Here is an 18,477-nt window from a genome sequence, read left to right as displayed (position 1 = left end):
CCCTCGCAAACAAATGGATAATTGATAATGGATAATGTATAATGATGGATGCTTCTCACTTGCGTGAGAAGCTACATTATTATTGTTCTTTAAGATAAGTGATTTTACTCATTTTATCAGCAATAAAATATTGTATTAAACTACAATATTTCATTAAACCTAAAGAGTAATCCTTTTTTTATCCAAGCATCAATAAAATTTAATTTCACAGAGTGAAATATCAATCATTGTACATTATCCATTCTACATTATACATTAGTTTTTATTAAAATGTTCCTATATACTCTTCAAGACCTAGCTCTCTAAGAGTTTCTTCTGTTGGGATACCATTCTCATCCCATCCTCTTACTGAATAATATTCTGGTAGTAATACATCTAATCTATGAACATTACCTTTAGATGGACCTTCTGGAATTGGAGTTTTTAATAATCTCTTAGGTAAAGTATCTTGAGATTTATCAATTCCAGCTCTCAGATTGAATATTTTTTCAAGTGTCCAAATTCTATCTCCAGCTTCAAGTAAAGTATCTACATTGTAAATATCTCCACAAACTGCATTATACATATCAACATAGTCAGGAGCACCTAATCCAAAAGTAGTAAATACACATAATCCTAATGAATCGATTACTGCTGTTAAATCGTGGAATACTTTCGCATATCCAGCTTTTCCTTCTAATGAGAATCTATCAAGCTTTTCAGGATATCCTAAAATTTCAGGATTTATCATATAACCTTTAATATGACATCCTCCTCTATTATTTACCGCATAAGTAATTCCATGTCCTTGAATTGCTCTTGGGTCATATGCTGGAAGTTCTTGTTTCTTAACTGTCATTGCATATTCTTCTGCTCCATAAGATTCGCATAATCTGTATGAACCATCAGCAAGTTTATCACCAAAACCTTCTCTTAATCCCATTTTCTTAGTCCAACCAACAACAGCTTCTGCATCTCCCCAATTTAATGATAATCCATCATCTTCTATTTCTTCATCTTTAATATATCCTCTTTGATATAACTCCATAGCAGCAGCTATTGTAGCACCAGCTGAAATTGTATCAAGTCCATATTCATTACATAACATATTTGCTCTATTAATAGCATCTAAATCATACATATCACAATCTGAACCGAATGACCATAGAGTTTCATATTCAGGCCCTCCACATTCAGTTCCATCTTTTAATTTAACCTGTCTACCGCAAGCAATAGGACATCTGTAACAAGCATTCTTTTTAACAAGACAATTCTCTGTCATTGCTTCTCCACTGATTAAGTCAGCTTTATCAGTATATGACTCTTGGAAATTCTTAACTGGATGTACACCATTCTCATTGATAATATTTACTAGTACAGCTGTTCCATAAGTTGGCAGTCCTTGACCTGCAACTGGGTCAGCTCTTAGAATCTTAATTTTTTCTAGGTTAACTTTCTTAGCTTTCTCTTCGTCAGGAACTTGCACTTTTCCGCTTCCTTTAACAACTATAGCCTTTAAATTTTTTGAACCTAAAACAGCACCAACTCCACCACGTCCTGCTGCTCTATCAATGTCATTCATAACAGCAGACATCAATGATAATTTTTCTCCAGCAGGTCCTATACATAATACCTTTGATTGTGGGTATGTTTCATTTAACTTTTCAGTTACATCTGTTGTAACCATGCCCCATAAATGATCTGCTTCCTTAATTTCTACTTTATCATCATCAATATTAACATATACAGGCTTATCAGCTTTTCCTTCAATGATTACCATGTCATAACCAGCATTTTTTAAAACTGCGCCCCATTGTCCACCTGAATTAGATATTGCAATAGTTCCTGTTAATGGTGATTTAGTTATTACCATATATCTTCCACTTGTTGGCATTGGAGAAGATGTTAATGCTCCAGTTGCAATTACAAATTTATTCTCTTCACTTAATGCATCTACTTTTGGATCTACTTCATCCATAAATGTTTTTACTCCAAGACCTCTAGAACCAATGAATTTTTGAGCTATCTTTTCATCTAAATTTTCAAGCATAATATTTCTATTTGATAAATTAATTCTTAAAACTTTTCCTATATATCCGTACATTTAAATCCTCCTAAACAATAGTTTTTATATACTTATATATAGCAACTTTCATGCCAACTTTAAAATACTTTATAAACAACCAAAGTTCCTCATTTATTGTATACGCAAAACAAAAGAAGTTCCAAAATAGAACACATCAAATACACATTACCGTTCTATTTTGGAACTCCGTCCCATTTTGGAACATTATTTCAATGATGAAATTTCAACATTATATTTTTCAAGCTTTCTGTAAAGTGTATTTCTCCCCACCCCTAATGCTTTAGAAGCAGAAGTTACATTACCTTTAAATTTTCCTAAGACACTTAATATATGTTTTTTCTCTATATATTCAAGTTTTAAATTTTCCTCTTCAATCTCAATAAAATCTGTTTCAGGTTTTATTGATCTTTTTTCTAAATTTAAAGGCATAGATTCAGTGTTAATTATTAACTCTATTACATTCTCAAGTTCTCTTATATTCCCTGGCCAATTATAGTTTATTAAATTCTCTAGGTATTCCTCAGGTATTTCAACTTTTCTCTTATTTAAACGTTTTGATACAGTATTCATAAAAAATTCTATTAATAATGGTATGTCATCTTTCCTATCCCTTAATGGTGGTAAATATACTGGAAGAACATTTAATCTGTAGAATAAATCATTCCTAAAATTTCCTTTTTCCACCTCAGCTTTTAAATTTTTATTAGTAGCTGCAATAATTCGCACATTAACAGGTATAGGATTCCTTCCTCCAATTCTATTAATAACTTTTTCCTCAATTACTCTTAAAAGTTTAGTCTGCATATCTAAAGACATTTCACCTATTTCATCTAGAAATATAGTTCCACCATCAGCTATTTCAAATTTTCCTGGACATCCACCTCTTTTAGCCCCTGTAAAAGCCCCATCTTCATACCCAAATAGCTCTGACTCTATTAAACTTCTAGGAATTGCGCCACAATTTACAGCTATAAAAGGTTCATCTCTTCTATCACTGGCATTATGAATAGATTGAGCGAATACTTCTTTCCCTGTACCACTTTCACCTGTTATCAATATAGTTGATCTACTATTAGCTATTTTATTACAATAATTTATTACTTTTAAGAACTCTTGATTCTCTCCAATAATTTTATTGAAAGTGTAAACAGCATGTCCAGAAGATATTCTTCCTGCTAATTTCCTTACCTTCTTTAATTCCTGAAAAACAAGGATTATTTCTTGAATTCTCTTTTCAGAATCTAGAATTGGATGTGCACTTACATTAAGCTGCAGTTTATTCTTTTTTGACTTTATATAAACATCTTCATCAATAAAGTTTTTTTCAGAATATAAGGTATCTAAAATTTCCTGCCATCCCTCTACAAGATCCCAAATTTTCATTTCCAAGATTTTAGTTTGACTAAACCCAAACATTTCATTAGCAATTTTATTTGTAGTTTTAATTGTTCCTGATAAATCTAATGTTATAATACCTTTTGAAATCGTATTGAATATAGTTTTAATATGATTATTATTGTGAATTAATGCCTCATTGTATTTGTTAATTTCCAACATTTTTTCTATGAACTTAGCAGCAGCAACCACCATACCTAATGTATGGGGATGAACATTTTCACTGTATCCTGTTAAATCTATTGTTCCTATTATATTACCTTTAGTATCTTTAATGGGGCAACAAGAACATGTCCATTTGTGATACGACTCAAGATAATGTTCATTATTTGAAACTTGTACTGGAACTTTTTGTGTTAAAGCCAAACTCATTGCATTTGTTCCGATATTCTCTTCATTCATATAGGCACCTGGTACCATTTTAAGCTTATAAGCTTCATCTACAATTCCCTTATCACCCATAACATTTAAAATACAACCTTCTTCATCAGTAATAATCGCAAAAAAATTAGAACCTTTAACACAGTTATAAAGTGAATTCATAAATGGAGTGGCAATTACAATTAGTTCTTTCTTCTCTTCCAATTTTTCACTCAATTTTTTCCCACTTAATATTTTTCTACTGTATACCAAACCCTTATCAATACCTTGAGAAGAACATCTTTCATGAGATTGAACAATATATTGTTTATGTGGTTTAGGCTCCGTACTTTTCAATTTATGTTTTCCTCCCTATTTATAGATAATATCAATTTTATCCCCATTTTTTACCCATCCAGACTTATTAACTTTACCAAATATACACTCTGTAGTTAAAAGGCATTTATTTGATACTTCATAAATAGAACACCCTTTAAAACATTCTTTCCCTACTTGAGTTATTTCCAGTATAGCATCACCAATTCTAATCTTTGTTCCTACAGGATATTTATATAGCTCTATACCATCAATAGTGATATTTTCTTCAAATTTCACTGTACATAATCCATGATCTTTATTTTCTTGAATTATTCTTTTGCTATCAGTTCCAAATATGCTTATTTGTCTGTTACCACCATCTGCATAGATATCCCCTTTTAACCCCTTATTTTCTTCAAAATAAACCTCATTAACAATATCTCTTGGCAGTTCTTTACTTCTTTTAATTTTAATTAATCTTACCTTAGCCATTTATTTAACTTCCTTTAGAAACATTTTTAATAAATAAAATTATATAAAACTTTATTATGATTTTGCTTTTTCTTCAATAAAATAATAAGATGTAGTTTCTGAGTAACAGAAACATCCATCATTATCCATTATCAATTATACATTATACATTTGTTTTTATCTCATAGATTACCTATTTTATGATTTTTATTTCATCTCCCGCCTTAATAACTCCTTCTTTAAGTACTCTTGTAAATATTCCTTCTCTAGGCATAACACAATCACCTGTTAGCTTACGTATTTCACAACCATGATGACACTCTTTACCTATTTGAGTAACTTCCATCTCCGTCTCTCCAATTCTTAATTTAGTCCCTATTGGAAGCTCATATAATTCAATGCCCTCTGTAGTAATATTTTCAGCAAATTTACCAGGTGTTAAGTCATTAATTCCTTTTGCAATCATTTTATCAATACTCTCTTGCCCAAGTAAACTTACCTGTCTGTGCCATTTCCCTGCATGTGCATCTCCTTCAAGACCATGCTCAACTTTAAAGAATCCCTTATCAATAGACTTCTTAATAACTCCTTTTTTTTCACTTATATTAATTGCCACAACTTTAGCCATTTTTATTCCTCCTAAATTTTACTTTGCGATAAAAGTGCCTAACTTTCCCCCAGTCTTTTTCAATAGCTTGATATCTGATATAATCATTTCTTTATCGATTGCCTTACACATATCATATATAGTAAGTGCTGCAATAGACACAGCTGATAATGCTTCCATTTCAATACCTGTTTGTCCAATAGTTTTAGTAGTTGCAATAATATCAACCTTATTATTTTCGAAATCTAAATTAAAACTAATATCACAACCAGATATCATAATAGGGTGGCACATTGGTATAATATCTGATGTTTTTTTTGCCCCCATTATTCCACCTACTTGAGCCACAGAAAGAACATCACCTTTTTTCATTGTTCCTTCCTTAATTCTTTCAAGTGTTTCTTTTTTCATATATATCTTAGCTGATGCCACTGCTTCTCTTTTAGTTTCTGATTTTTCACTAACATCAACCATTTTCGCTCTTCCTTCTTGGTTTATATGCGTTAAGCCATCTTTCATTTCCATATTCAATTTATCCTCCTATCTGAAACATCATTTTCTTACTTCCGCTTAATTTATCCTCTCCAAGGTGATGCTCTAAAGGCTTATTGTAGATGATATTCTCTAATTCTTTAGTCATTATAGCTTCATTATTGAGATACTTCTTAATATTATATTCTTCTGCTGAATGTAAACATGGTTTAATACCACCTTCTGAAGTAAGTCTTATTCTGTTACACTCAACACAAAATTTACAACTTAATGGATTAATAAAACCAATTCTTCCCTTTCCATCTTTAAGCTTAAATAATTCAGCTGTACCAAATTCCTCTCTTTCCACCGGAATTAATTGAGGATATCTATTAATAATCTCCTTAGATGAGATAAAAGAATCATTAAAAAATTTTACTCCTTCACCTATAGGCATAAGCTCAATAAATCGAACATGGATAGTACTCTCCTTTGTTAACTTAATAAAACTCTCTATTTCATTGTCATTAAATCCTTTAATAAGTACAGCATTAATTTTTATAGATTTAATGCCTAATTCTTGGCATTTATCTATAGCATCCAGTACTTTATTTAATTCTCCACCTCTAGTAATAGCTTTATATTTATCTTTATCTAAAGTGTCTAGACTTATATTAACTCTATTCAAACCTGCTCTTTTCAAATCATGAATTTTATCACTTAGAAGTATTCCATTTGTTGTTAATGATATATCATTAATACCCTGAATTTTTGAAGTTTCATATATTAATTCATCTACTCCCTTTACAATGAGAGGTTCTCCCCCTGTAAATCTCACCTTTTTCACACCAAGATTTGAAGCTGCTTTAATCACCTTCAATATATCTTTAAAGTGTAATATATCATCATGTGATTTTTTTATGATTCCTTCTTCTGGCATACAATAAGTACATCTAAGGTTACATCTATCTGTTAGGGAAACCCTTAGATAATTTATTTTTCTCCCTTTCTTATCTATCATATTTAATCTCCTTTATATATATGAAAATTAACTTATTCAAAAATTATCTTTCGGATAAAAATACTTTAATCTATTTAAATAAATCAAATTTCAACATGGAATCTATACCTATATTATTGAATTTTGATTATCTCACCGATGCCTGAATAATCATATCCTCCAAGCTTATCTAACTCATTGCAAAACTCTTCACTCTTAATTACTTTAATAAATTCCTTTATTATATCCATTTCAAGATACTCTTCTGGAACTGCTATATCATACTCTTCTTTACATAAAGGAATAAAGTCAAGCTCCATCATTTCAGCTGCTGAATAAACCCCAAGTCCACAATCAACATCTCCAGCAGCTACTGCAGCTGCAACAGAAAGATGAGTAAATTCTTCTCTTTCATAACCTAATATTTTATTAGGATTAATTCCTATCTTTTTAAGATTATAATCCAGTAGTAATCTTGTCCCAGACCCTCGTTGTCTATTTACAAATTTCTTCTTTCCATCTGCTATATCCTTAAACCCTTTAATATTTAAAGGATTACCTTTTTGAACCATCAAACCTTGTATTCTTTTTACTCCCTTTATTAAATGAATATTTTGGTTTGATAAATATTTTTTAACGTAAGACACATTGTATTCTCCAGATTCCATATCTAAAAGGTGTATTGGAGCTATATGTGTTTCTTCTTTTTTAAGGGCCATAATTCCACCCATACTTCCAACATGAGCAGAAGATAAAAAATAATTCTTATTTCTCATATGTATAAAATCTGAAACAATATCTATAATAGGGTCATGACTTCCTATACATACAATAGTATTTTTTATATCATCTTCATCCTTTAAAAGTTTTACTTCAATTTCTTCTCCTGCTTCGATTCCTTCACTACTTTGAGGAATTTCAAGTATTCCATCAGCACGAACTAATGACATGGTAGCCCCTGCACCTCTTGTCAAAGGAGTTGCTATAAGTTTATTTCCTACATACCCAAGTTTCATTCTTACAAATTCCAAGTGCTTAAGTGACGACATTACTCTTCTAGACAAAGTAGCTTTTACTGTTTTTAAAGATTTTCCTTCCATTCCTTGATAGCTTTGAATCAGCTTTTTAACTATAAGCTCCATTATGAAATAAGCTGAAACTGGATATCCAGGTATACCTATTACAGGCTTGTTATTTACAATTCCCAAGATGACAGGCTTACCAGGTTTTATAGCCACACCATGAAGTACAACTTCTCCCAATTCCTCTATTACCTTAGCTGTATAATCTTCTCTTCCTGCAGATGATCCAGCATTTATTAGAACAATATCATTTTCTTCTGATGCTTTCTTAACTGTTTCTTTAATTTCTTCATAAACATCATCCACAATATTATATCTATTAGCATTACCGCCCCAACTTTCAACCTGAGCACTAAAAGTTCTTGAATTAAATTCTATAATATCTCCAACTTTTAGTTCTGTTCCCGGCTCAACAATTTCGGTACCTGTAGGAATAATTCCAACCCTTGGCTTTTTATAAACTTCTACACTATTTACCCCTCCAGCTATCATGGCACCTATGTCCACAGGTCTGATTGTGTGATTTGAAGGAATTATTAGTTGATTTTCAACTATATCCTCTCCTAATGCTCTAATATGCTGCCAGGGTATCACACTCTTATAAATTTTCACTTTATTGTGATCTACATTTATCAGATCCTCAATCATAATTACACTATCAAATTCCTTAGGTATAGGATCACCTGTATCTACTACTATATAGTCTTTTCCTTCTTCAAGAACTATTTGATTTCTATCTGTTGCTCCTATAGTAGATGAGCTTTTAACTGCGATGCCATCCATAGCAGATGAATTATAAAAGGGAGAGGACATTAGAGAATATACTGGTACTGATGTAACTCTTCCATTTGCATCCCACGTATTAATCATCTCTTTTTCTTTTCTTAAGTTAGTTAATTTATTAAAATACATTTTAATTGCATCTTTTAATTCATAATTAGACAAGTAAACTTTTTGAGCCATTTTACCACCTCCATTAAAACTTATATGCATATACTGTTTGTCCTTCTTTAATTCCTTCATCATTCTTTTTAATTTTTAAATACCCCCAAGCTTTTGTAAATCCAGTAATCAAGCCTGACTTACTAAAAACAGGATTAGCAATAATTTCTCCATCTTCGCTTCTTTCCAGCATAACGGGAAGATATTCTTCTCTCCCTTTGGAATTATGATAATTGATTGGAAATTTACATTGTACAGGGTAATCTATATTATTATAATTTGTTAGCTTATTTATGTAATAATTAACAATCACTTTATAAACAACTGCGCAAGATAATGGATGACCTGGAAGACCAAATATAACTTTTTTACCTGCTTTTGCTATAATTGTTGGTTTACCTGGTTTAATGGATATTCCATGAGCTAATAATGTAGAATCCTCAAGTGCATTAATTACTTTTAATGTTTGATCCTTTTTTCCCACTGAACTTCCACCTGAAATTAAAACTATATCACATTTATTCAGTGCATCATCTACTGCTTTTTTTAAATCTTCATAACTATCTTTAATTACACCAAAATTTAATGGTTCTCCACCATCTTCAAGTACACATGATGATATAATATATGAATTTATATCCCTTACTTGTCCCAGTTTAGGATTTTCATCACATCCCACTATTTCATCTCCTGTTGAAATTACAGCTATCTTAGGTTTTGTATACACCTGAACATTACCTATTCCCAGACATGATAGCAACCCAATTTCATATGGTCTTAACTTAGTCCCTTTTTCCAGCACTTTCTCTCCATTTTCAATATCTTCACCTGTTTGTACAACATTATCTCCGTATGCTACTGGACTATTAATAAGAATTGTCTCTTCATCAAGTCTGTCTGTATATTCAATCATTACTACAGCATTGCATCCTTCTGGAAGCATTCCACCTGTAGGCACATAAACACATTCACCTGGAAAATCAATTTTACATAAAGGAGCCGCTCCCATAATTACCTCACCTTTTAATTTCATCATGGCAGGTATCGCTTCACTTGCTCCAGCAGTATCTCTTGAAATCACTGCGTATCCATCTACTGTAGACCTCCTAAAAGAAGGAACATTAATTGAAGCCATAATATCTTTAGAAATTATCCTTCCTAAGGCGCTTTTAATATGCACATCTTCACAATAAACTTCTTCTTCAAAAGCTTCATTAAGTATCTTTTTAGTTTCATCAACTGATATAACGTTAAACAAATCCATTGTTTTTCATCTCCTAACTATAGATATCTCAGCTCTATATCATTATCACTTATGAGTTTTGAATATTCTAATGCTTTACTTCCTAGCACATTCTGATGCTTTTCCAACCATTATTTCTATACCATGCTTAAGTGCAGGAATAACAAAGCCTAAGTTTTCAGCAGCACCCTTCGGGCTTCCTGGTAAATTAATAATTAGAGTTTTCTTTCTTATTCCTGCAATTGCTCTAGAAAGCATTGCTTTAGGGGTTATTTCTAAAGATTTTCCTCTCATTACTTCCCCAATACCGGGCACATATTTTTCAATAACATTTCTAGTTGCTTCAGGTGTTACATCTCTTTCCGAAAAACCTGTTCCTCCATTTGTTAAAACCAATTCTATCTTTAGATTATCACTTAAATATTTAAGTTCCTTTTCAATTTCCTTCATTTCATCTGGAATTATTTTATAATATTCCACCTTATACTCATTATCTTCAAGTATTTTTCTTATTACTGGACCTGTTCCATCTACTCTTTCCCCTTTTGAACCTTTATCACTAATAGTTAAAATTGCTGCCTTTATCATATTCATTCCACCTTTATCAAAACTGTTCCGAAATAAAACACTGTTTCATTTATTATATCATACTTTTTACATATATTTCCATTAATAATAACTAACCACATTTTCTATTATATTTTTCGTTCCATAACGATACACTCATAGAGTCAAATAAAACACACAGCAATGCCGTGCATTTTCTTTTCATTAATTTCTTATAATTTTTCTAAAGCACAATACTCTATATCTAAGAATTTTCTAATAATATTACTATTTGAATTCAAAAAAATTTCTTTCATATTTCCTACTTCCACAATTTTACCATTATTTAGAAATATAATTTCATCACATATTCTTCTTGCTTGACTAATGTTATGAGTGATGATTAAAACTGTGGAGTTATTTTTTTTATTTCTATCTATAACTGCCTTTTCTATAATTTCTACATAATCTGGGTCAATATTAGCTGTTGGTTCATCTAAGAGAAGGCATTTTGGGTCAAACACAAGAGCTCTTGCTAATGCGACCTTTTGAGTTTCCCCTCCAGACAAACTTATTGCTTGATTATCTTTAATATGTTCTATTTTAAATTCATGTAAAATATCATTTACAGTTGAATTAATGTTCTCCTTATTCATCTTTCTGAACTTTAATGGATAAGACACATTATTAAATACAGTAGTTCTATACAAATATGGTTTTTGATTTGAATAAGTTATATGTTTCATTTTTAAGTCATCAAGTCTTTCACCATCTATATAAACCTTACCTTCAGTGGGTTCTTCTAATCCACTTATAATTTTAAGTAATGTACTTTTTCCAGCTCCATTTGGTCCAATTATTCCATAAATTTTTCCTGATGTTAAATTTAATTCTTCGATATCTAAAATAATTTTATTTCCATACTGTTTCTTTAAATTCTTTACTTTAATATCCATATCATTCCTCCATACCAAACATGTATAGAATTGAATTAGTTATAAATGATAATGTTAACAGAACAACTCCCATAGCAATAGATTGTGAGTAATTCCCCATACTATTGTTCATTGCTATAAAAGATGTCATAACTCTCGTATGTCCTTTAATGTTCCCTCCAACAATCATAACCGCTCCCACTTCAGAAATAGCTCTTCCAAAGCCTGTAACTAATGCTATCAATACATATACTCGCATTTCTCTTATCAATAAAATAAATACATGAAATCTGTTAGCTCCTAAAGTTTTAGAAACATTTATTATCTCTACAGCCTTCTCTTTAAAATTATTAAATATTATCCCTGCAATTATAGGGGTAACCAATATTGTCTGGGCAATAATCATAGCAGTTGGGGTGAACATAAGCTGCAATTCCCCCAAAGGCCCCTTTCTAGCTAAAAACAGTGAAACTATTAGACCAACTACAACAGGAGGAATCCCCATTAAAGTATATAGTATCCTAGTTGATAATTTCTTTAACTTAAATTCCTTTGTTGCAAAAGCTAGTCCAATCGGTACAGCAATCAAAGAAGATATTATTGTTGATAAAAATGAAACATAAATTGATAAAACAATTATTTTATAGGTTTCTCCATCAAAAGACAGCAATAAATCAAGCGCTTCTTTTATACCATTTAAAATATATTCCACTTTCTATTACCTCCCTTACTGCCTTGTTAAATATAAAATTGAGACTGCTAGCCTTTTTACGACTAGCAGCAATAATAATTTACTTATTTATTTGCATTAGGATTAAATAAATTCTGACCAAATTTATCAACTCCAAACTCACTAATAAGCTTTTGAGTTTCCTCACTTAAAATCCACTCAACAAACTTTTTAGCACCCTCTGCATTGATTTTATTATTTTTATCAGGATTTACTGGTATAACACCATATTGATTGAATAATTTTTCATCGCCTTCTACAATGATTTCTAAATCTAAATTCTCTTTCATAGATAAATATGTTGCTCTATCTGTCAATGTGTAACCTAATGATTCATTAGCAACATTAAGAGTAGCACCCATACCTTGTCCAGTTGATATGTACCAATCTCCTTCTGGAGTTATATCATTACTTTTCCAATAAGATAATTCTTTCTTATGAGTTCCAGAATCATCTCCTCTAGTTATAAATTTACACTCATTCTCTTTTATAATGCTTAATGCTCTAAATATATCATTTGGTGAAAGCTCTTTTAAATTAGCTTTATCATCCTTTGAACCAACTAGTACAAAATCATTGTACATAACATCGAATCTTTCAGTTCCATGTCCCTCATTAACAAATTCCTCTTCAGATGCTTTAGCATGTACCAAAAGAACATCTGCTTCACCATCTCTTCCCATGGCTAAAGCTTTCCCTGTCCCAACAGCTACAACCTTTACATCTATTCCTGTCTTTTCCGTAAAATCTGGTAGTATATCAGCTAATAATCCGCTATTTTCAGTACTTGTTGTTGTTGCTAATATTATACTTTTTTGCTTTGGCTCTTTATTGGATTGTGCCTTTTCATTTTTATTAGCGCATCCTGAAAACATTGATAACACTAACATTATAACTAGTCCTGCTATAAAAATTTTTCTTTTTTTACTCATTTTTTCTCCCCCTTTTCTTATAATTCATCACTTCAAAATATAAGACTGTATTTTAATGGGATTATATCATAAAAAATACCACTTTTCAATATATGGTATTTTTGTAAAATATTAATAATAAGGTCTATATAAGTCAAAATACCTGTAAATGATTAATCATTTACAGGTATCATATATTCTCTTTAATTTATTTTATTGATTTATTTCTTGCTGTTTACCATATTTTTTCTGACAAGATACTATAATAACTTCACCAATTCCCATAACTACAACTAGTCCTACAATAATCGGCATAGCATATGCAAAATCAAATGGTTGTCCAGGAACCCAAACAAACAATACACATGCAATAATTAATATTAGTAAATAAACTATTGAGAAGAAATTCCCAGCTGGCGCAACAAAGGAACGTTTAATATGAGCATCTTGTTTTTTCAATTTAATGTATGCCAGCAACAGAAGTCTTCCCACTTCCTGCTGTTCCTTGTACAATAAGCAATTCATTCTCAGTATCTCTTATTATTTTATCTTGATCTTTCTGTATTGTCTCTATTATCTGCTTCATCTTATTTGATGAATTCTTGCTCAACACTTCTTGTAATATTTCATCATTTATTTTTAAGCTGCTATCAAAAAAATACTCTAGTTCAGAGCCCTTAATTTTGTATTGTCTCTTTAAATTAACATCTCCTTCAATAACACCATTAGGGGAATTATATTCACATTTCCCTAATTCGTATTGATAAAAAATACTAGCTATAGGCGCTCTCTAATCATATACTAATACATCATAGTTTTGTTCATCCATTAAGTTTGCTATTCCAATGTATAAAATCTCTTATACTTGCTACAGATGGCACAGTAGCAACCACTGGACGTATCAAGCTTTATGCAATTTACATATCCAAATCACTTATTTCCTTATAATGTATTTTATGGTATAATAATCATTATAAGCATTTAACTTATAACTGCTTATAAATGTATAATAAAAAAACATATAAGAAGGTGATAAAATGCAGCTTAGACATAGTAAAGAATTATTAGTATACTACTATATTGCTTTAATTATCCCCATACATTACATACTATTCACCTCTACAGGAATACTTTATAAAACCTACATTGTAAGTACGCAATTCAATTATACTCTTTTATTGACTTTCATAATTACTGCTAATATTTTAATAAAACAACTCTCACTAAATATGTTCCCCGCAATCTTTTATTGTAAAAAACTGAAAAAACAAAACATCATTACGACTCTTAGATTGAATCTAGTTTCTAAGAAACAGTTATTCTATAGTTCAATAATTTTTATTTTATATAATATAATATCAGGTATTCTAATTCTTTTACAAGAAGATATTTTAAAATTATTTAATCTAAGATTTGAAATGAATACACAACCTGTCCCTACAAGCATATTTGCCACCATATTGTTTGTTTTAGCAGGAGGTATCATCTGTCCTATTTCAGAAGAGTTTTTTTTCAGAGGATTGCTAATTAGAGGCACGGAAAAACTAGGAACAAATTTTAGCATTGTTGTTTCAGCTATCTATTTCTCTATATATCATAATAATCCATATAGATTAATAACACTGCTACTCTTTGCTTTATTAATAGGCTACATAGTTCATTACACAAACTCAATATTACCAGGTATATTATTTCATGTATTAACTAACAGTATTTTCGTTATTTCTTCATATATACAAGGTCCAAATAAATATAATGAAATATATAGCGATATATCAAATGTTTCAGTATCTCTCTTAGAAAATAATTATGTATTGATGATTATATTGGTTATTAGTTGTTCTCTAAGTTTCTGGTATATTATAAAGCTAAAAAATTTAAGCATAACTAAAGATCTTAACCAAGATACAGCCAAACATGCAGATAAAATTAAGGGGAAAATATATATTGTATTTTCTTTATTACTAGCCATTCTAATATTCATAGCCTTCACTTCATGAGATTATTAAATTGTTTTATTTACATGATAAGGGTGAAAATATTCAATTCATGTAACAGAAAGCTAGAATAATGATTTAGAAAAGTAAAAAAACTAAGTCCAACTTTACTTTCTCTAAAATATTAAACCTAAGAAATAAAAGCGATAAACCTGACGGTTTATCGCTTTTAAGATTTTCCATGAACAGTAAAACAATCAACTGATATCAATTGACTGTTTCCGCTATTTGATATTTAATTTTATCGTTTGATAACATATGTATTATTTTCTCGTCATTCCATATATAAGGAGGTTTTCTCCCTGATATAATTAAATACTCCAGACTACGAAGATCACTACCTTTTATTCTATATGCTAATTCATAGGCTATAATGCCACCTATACTGTGACTACACAATGCATCCAGTCCTCAAATTCTTTTTAATTGATTCAAAGCAACAAGTAAAATCTATTGAAAATCATGGTCAATTATATTTAAGTTATCATCTTTTAGGTTAAACTGAATAAGCTTGTTAAGGGTACCCTTATTTACGTCATATTCAAATATTGTTGTTCCTAGCACTCTATCTTCAAAGAATAAAAACCATCTACCATCATACTCAAAAGCTTTACTTAGTTTTCTATACATATGCGGAAGCTCTATTTTATCTCGTTCAACCATACTTAACTCATCATTATCAAAAGAAAAAATTAACACTTCTAGGTAATCATCTATATTATAAAAAGTATATAATCTGTCATCAACCGCGGAATAACTTATTTCTGGTGATTTATTAATGTATTCCTTTATATAATTGTTTATATTTTCTCTATCTATTTCTTGCATATTTTCCAGGTCATAAACAACAATATTGGCCTGATTCTCCTCATCTAAATATATGGTAAAAAATAAATCATCACACATATAGTAGGAGTCCCAAAATATTATATTTCTATTACTGTATAACATATACCTGTCAGCACTATTCGAGGTTATTTTATATAGTACTGTTTCATAAATAATAGTTTCATCTTCGTCATAGTCTTCATAAACGCCTACCAAATAGATAGTATTATTTTCAACACTCAATTCATTAAAAAAAAGAAGTTTCTCACTTTCAACGCTATATTCCTCATAAGTACTATCTTTATTGTTATACTTAAATATAGTACTCGTTTTGGAACTCATTTCCTTACTTTTTGCCGTTACAAAATAACCATCACATACGATAATTGTATAATCATCAATAGTCTCTACTAAAGAAATCTGACCGTAACGCTCTTCAAGCTCAGTATGATTTTTAATACTATCATTGGCTTTTATAAAATCCTCTAGTAATTTAGAATCTATAGGACCTTCAGTACTTATTATGTATTCACCATATTCAGTAAATTTTTTATCATTGTAGACATATGAATCATAGCCAAAGTACTGTGGTGCGCCATAAATCGAGACAAATTCCAAATCATTTAGCATATCTAGTTGCATTTTATTATCTGTTAAGTAACTCATAGTAATTTTACTTGTGGGTCTGTTTAGTACGTATACTGTAGCTGATACCAGTAAAACTACTAACACTATAATCATAATCCCTACATTCTTTTTATTCATACGTAATGTGTTTTTTTTTCTACACATATTTAAACCCTCCTACATTCCTAAGACGCGCTCTGTTTTATCCTTACACAATGCTCCATTAACAAGACGAAGCATAAATACTACTTTATATTACTTAATACTATTATATTACTTAATACTATTATATTACTTAATACTATTATATTACTTAATACTATTGATTGACTAGATTAAAATATTAGTATCATATTTTCCCTGTTTAACCCATTATTTTAGACTTACCAAGGGAAATTATGAACTTTATACTTAGTTGTATGAGAGTTGTTTACTAAATCTAAAGGAATGATAGTGCTCCAACCAAACCATGGATACATATCTAACACTCCAGATTCTTTGTAAGTTTTTGTAACTAATGATGCACAGTTCACCTTAGAACTATCTGTTGAAGCTAAAAAATCATAACTTAATCCCACAAGATGCTCACTACCATACTCAGCAGCTTTTTTTCTATCAGTATAAGAAACATCTACACTCAATAATGCATAAGTATCTACAGTGTTCCATATATCATTTGACCTAACTTTACTTGTATCGTTCTTATTATAGATTTCAAGATTTTTAGTACTACTTACTGCTAGAGCAGCATGTCCATGGTTAATGATAGGGGTAGAGTCGTCTGCTGTTACATGTATATAACCAACTCTAGCATAAGTAGATACACTAAATGGTAGCCCACTACCACTATTATCTCCCCACGACATAACGGAAATTCCAGATCTTTGTGCCCTAGGCGCTTGTGCTCGCTCAATAAATTTGGCAACTTCACTCTCAAATTTATCTCCAACTTTCTTTTCATATCTTTTTAAGTCATTTACAGGGTAGCCTGTAATTTCAGATACTTGTTCTATAGTATACTTACCAAGAAGTAACCTTTCTTTTGCAGATACTGGTGACGCAAAACTTAAAACAAATACTAGTACTAATAACATAGACATAGTTCTTTTTTTATTCATAATTTAATTCCTCCATTTAAATTCTATTTTTTTATTCACTCTACTTAATTTTAATCTAGCCAAGCAATAGTATTAATTATTGAATTTTACTTCTATATCATATACCCCCCTATTGTTTAATTTAATTATCAAAACCTTTTACAACTACTTGTCCTACTTTTTTTGACTTACTGTATTGTCTAAAAGATACTGTTTTTGAGGCTTCTACTAAGTTATTAAAAAGTGCTTTTGGGAGATGATTTAATGTACCACGCTACTAAAAGACTTAAAGGGTACATTTTCAAATTACCACAAACATCATTCATGTTGCATAGTAAGATAAAAGTAAGAACCAAACTTGTAGTAGTCTCATATTTTTCACTTTTTTAAAATATGTGTTTATTTTACCATAATATGTATTTATGGTCAATAGTATTTTTTACATTTTTGCATTTATTTGTTAACGCTAAATATTGCCTAAGTATTTAGTTGGATTATTCATTTTTTACTTTTTTACTTTTTTCCTACAATTTTCAGTCTATCTAATTTCATAATATTCTACATCCAATTACCTAGAAATAGGTTTTGAGAAATTAATATTAAATCCCCAAAAATAACTTTATAGTATTTGATTAGTATAGGCTCAAAAACCAACCGTATATAACTCATTTAAGAAAATGAAATAATTCACTTAAGGGTTAGAGAAAACATTTCGGTAAGCACTTACTATCTGAATCTTAATGAAAAAACTGCTTATGATGAACCTATTAATTCAAAATCCCTAAAAAGCATGAAGTAGTCGTGGATAAGCTGCTGGCAGAAGAGATATGAGAAAAAATAATAGTTGGAGTA

16 protein-coding genes and 1 pseudogene are annotated in these 18,477 nt (G+C 30.2%); 1 reads left to right on the top strand and 16 read right to left on the bottom strand.

The annotated features are described in order from the left end of the window. Nucleotides 1-265 precede the first annotated feature (265 nt). From OW730_RS12415 to OW730_RS12350, 14 genes and pseudogenes are all read right to left on the bottom strand, one after another. A complete protein-coding gene (locus tag OW730_RS12415) occupies nucleotides 266-2,083 on the bottom strand; it encodes an aldehyde ferredoxin oxidoreductase family protein (protein ID WP_271229329.1) in 1,818 nt (605 codons plus the stop codon). Between the two features lie 186 nt (nucleotides 2,084-2,269). Next, the gene (locus OW730_RS12410; protein WP_271229328.1) at nucleotides 2,270-4,177 is read right to left on the bottom strand and encodes a sigma-54-dependent Fis family transcriptional regulator; all 1,908 of its coding nucleotides are present in this window, start codon (nucleotides 4,175-4,177) and stop codon (nucleotides 2,270-2,272) included. Nucleotides 4,178-4,192: 15 nt separating this feature from the next. Beyond that, nucleotides 4,193-4,630: an MOSC domain-containing protein gene (locus OW730_RS12405; protein WP_271229327.1), complete on the bottom strand. Its 438-nt coding sequence runs from the start codon at nucleotides 4,628-4,630 to the stop codon at nucleotides 4,193-4,195. A gap of 172 nt (nucleotides 4,631-4,802) precedes the next feature. Next, nucleotides 4,803-5,237, bottom strand: coding sequence for an MOSC domain-containing protein (locus OW730_RS12400; RefSeq protein ID WP_271229326.1), 435 nt, complete (start codon nucleotides 5,235-5,237; stop codon nucleotides 4,803-4,805). An 18-nt stretch (nucleotides 5,238-5,255) separates the two neighbouring features. Continuing rightward, nucleotides 5,256-5,735 (bottom strand): cyclic pyranopterin monophosphate synthase MoaC, encoded by a 480-nt coding sequence (gene moaC / locus OW730_RS12395; RefSeq protein ID WP_271229561.1) that lies wholly within the window; start codon nucleotides 5,733-5,735, stop codon nucleotides 5,256-5,258. 13 nt (nucleotides 5,736-5,748) lie between these two features. Then, nucleotides 5,749-6,708: a GTP 3',8-cyclase MoaA gene (moaA, locus tag OW730_RS12390; RefSeq protein ID WP_271229325.1), complete on the bottom strand. Its 960-nt coding sequence runs from the start codon at nucleotides 6,706-6,708 to the stop codon at nucleotides 5,749-5,751. Nucleotides 6,709-6,821: 113 nt separating this feature from the next. Beyond that, a complete protein-coding gene (locus OW730_RS12385; RefSeq protein WP_271229324.1) occupies nucleotides 6,822-8,732 on the bottom strand; it encodes a molybdopterin biosynthesis protein in 1,911 nt (636 codons plus the stop codon). A 13-nt stretch (nucleotides 8,733-8,745) separates the two neighbouring features. Then, a complete protein-coding gene (locus tag OW730_RS12380) occupies nucleotides 8,746-9,975 on the bottom strand; it encodes a molybdopterin molybdotransferase MoeA (protein WP_271229323.1) in 1,230 nt (409 codons plus the stop codon). 75 nt (nucleotides 9,976-10,050) lie between these two features. Then, on the bottom strand, nucleotides 10,051-10,542 hold the full coding sequence (locus OW730_RS12375) for a MogA/MoaB family molybdenum cofactor biosynthesis protein (protein ID WP_271229322.1): 492 nt from the start codon (nucleotides 10,540-10,542) through the stop codon (nucleotides 10,051-10,053). Between the two features lie 191 nt (nucleotides 10,543-10,733). Beyond that, entirely contained in the window at nucleotides 10,734-11,456 is a 723-nt protein-coding gene (locus OW730_RS12370) for an ABC transporter ATP-binding protein (protein WP_271229321.1), read from the bottom strand. Nucleotide 11,457: 1 nt separating this feature from the next. Then, nucleotides 11,458-12,147 (bottom strand): ABC transporter permease, encoded by a 690-nt coding sequence (locus OW730_RS12365; protein WP_333781277.1) that lies wholly within the window; start codon nucleotides 12,145-12,147, stop codon nucleotides 11,458-11,460. 83 nt (nucleotides 12,148-12,230) lie between these two features. Then, nucleotides 12,231-13,097: a substrate-binding domain-containing protein gene (locus tag OW730_RS12360; protein ID WP_271229320.1), complete on the bottom strand. Its 867-nt coding sequence runs from the start codon at nucleotides 13,095-13,097 to the stop codon at nucleotides 12,231-12,233. 192 nt (nucleotides 13,098-13,289) lie between these two features. Next, the gene (locus OW730_RS12355; RefSeq protein ID WP_271229319.1) at nucleotides 13,290-13,535 is read right to left on the bottom strand and encodes a hypothetical protein; all 246 of its coding nucleotides are present in this window, start codon (nucleotides 13,533-13,535) and stop codon (nucleotides 13,290-13,292) included. A gap of 13 nt (nucleotides 13,536-13,548) precedes the next feature. Further along, nucleotides 13,549-13,935, bottom strand: a pseudogene (locus tag OW730_RS12350) (ATP-dependent DNA helicase); the annotation flags it as partial. Nucleotides 13,936-14,494: 559 nt separating this feature from the next. Between OW730_RS12350 and OW730_RS12345 the strand changes: the two are divergent. Continuing rightward, nucleotides 14,495-15,076 carry a CPBP family intramembrane glutamic endopeptidase gene (locus tag OW730_RS12345; protein WP_271229318.1) on the top strand — a complete coding sequence of 194 codons (582 nt, stop codon included), beginning with the start codon at nucleotides 14,495-14,497 and terminating at the stop codon, nucleotides 15,074-15,076. Nucleotides 15,077-15,523: 447 nt separating this feature from the next. Here OW730_RS12345 and OW730_RS12340 read toward each other — a convergent pair whose 3' ends face one another. Further along, nucleotides 15,524-16,693: a hypothetical protein gene (locus OW730_RS12340; protein WP_271229317.1), complete on the bottom strand. Its 1,170-nt coding sequence runs from the start codon at nucleotides 16,691-16,693 to the stop codon at nucleotides 15,524-15,526. 218 nt (nucleotides 16,694-16,911) lie between these two features. Beyond that, nucleotides 16,912-17,646, bottom strand: a complete 735-nt coding sequence (locus OW730_RS12335; protein ID WP_271229316.1) for a hypothetical protein — start codon at nucleotides 17,644-17,646, stop codon at nucleotides 16,912-16,914. Nucleotides 17,647-18,477 lie beyond the last annotated feature (831 nt).

This window comes from Oceanirhabdus sp. W0125-5, from assembly GCF_027938815.1.
Lineage (GTDB): Bacteria > Bacillota > Clostridia > Clostridiales > Clostridiaceae > Oceanirhabdus.
Note: the sequence above shows the minus strand (reverse complement) of the source record. Positions and strands in the feature narration are given on the sequence as shown.